General features: G+C 54.6%; 1 protein-coding gene. It reads right to left on the bottom strand.

All coding sequences use genetic code 11. The features are described 5' to 3' along the window. Nucleotides 1-45 precede the first annotated feature (45 nt). Nucleotides 46-1,455, bottom strand: a 1,410-nt coding sequence (locus ACFO6W_RS07035) for a fimbrillin family protein (RefSeq protein ID WP_379994721.1), incomplete at its 5' end; no start/stop codon positions are given.

The raw sequence follows: 1,455 nt of genomic DNA on the forward strand, positions 1-1,455 counted from the left end.
TATGAGAGCGGCTGAAATAGCTCGATAACAATCTTAAAAAAGTTTCTAGAAGCGTAAGAGGTAAAACCATACAGTTTGGGGTCGGTATTTCGCGGGAAGATATGTCCAATCAGAGAAGCCGGCGCTCGTGTGAGCGGCGACGTTCCCGGCCCAAGGCGTACTGACCGTTCCACTCGCAATTGCGATATTAATGGGGTTCCCTCCCTCGCCGTAGTGGTCGGCGAACGTAGCGACGGACGCAGTGAACACTGATGGAGCAGTGACGACGGGATATATGTTGCCCGAGGACGGGGTCAGGCCGAAGGCGGGAATCCAGAAAGATAGGACAGCGGAAGCGGGGGAATTGACCAAGGCATCCATGATTTGTGGAACGGTGGCCCACTTGGCTTCAACCCAAGCCCGCTGGTCTCGCTCTCCATGGTTTGCCTCGACGAACCACTCGTACATAGGATAATCGGAGAGATCAATGGCAGCATTTGCCCAGTCGGCATAATAGGCCGGGCCAGAAGCTGGGAAACTGGTCGCGTCAGGAGTCGACGTCGAGTAAGCCAGTAAAGGCGTCGCGCCCAGGGCCCAGCCGTGGCTATCGTCGGAAGCGTCCACTTGCGTCACCAACGCCATTGCGCCGTCCACCCCCAGAGGCACTATATCCCCCACTGCAAATTTCTTCGGCACATCAATCGGCGGGTATGTAAACGCAGCCACCTGACCCACACTCAACGTGATCATCCCCTCCGGATCTACTTCCATATCGAATGTATATTGCTTACCCGGCTCGAAGGTGAAGCTTCCCCATGCTTTCTTCCACCAGTCGTATACCCGGATGTTTTTCGTTTTCGCCTGCGCTTCAGGGCCCCCCACGCTGTATTTCACTTGCACATAGAAGTCCGTGGAATTCGGTGAGGCAATTGTGCCGGTGAACGCCGTAGCCTGCGGCATCACCATCAGGCCCTGCGTTTTCCCTGTGATAGAGGTATAATCCTTTCCCACGGTATTCGATGCGCTCAGGTCAACGGTGTAGTCGTCCTGTTTGGTCGGGTCAACCTGCCAGAAGTGCTCGTTAGACCCGCTTGTATAGGTCAGGTAAGCGGCATTTTCATATTCTGGCATCTGGGCCGTAGCGTAACTTGTGTTGTACGTCGCATATGTGAATGGTGATAAGTCCGTCGGTACGCCGCTGCTGTAGTCGTCATCCGCATTGGGTGTCACCCCGGATTTAGATAACAGTACATCGGGCTCCAGTTTCCAAGTCCCGGTCGTATACAGGTTCATTAAAGTCACCTCTTCTATTTTAACCGGTACGTCGGCCTTCTTGCTCCGGGCACGGAAAAGCACCCGGCTTAGCGCATGCTTGAAGTTAACAGGTACGGTACCGGCACTCAGTTCATCGCTGACCGCTACCAGCAGGTCTTCCTGCTTTTCGGGTAGGATCGGCACCGTATAGGTTATCTCCGG

The organism is Dysgonomonas termitidis (assembly GCF_042654545.1).
Classification (GTDB): domain Bacteria; phylum Bacteroidota; class Bacteroidia; order Bacteroidales; family Dysgonomonadaceae; genus Dysgonomonas; species Dysgonomonas termitidis.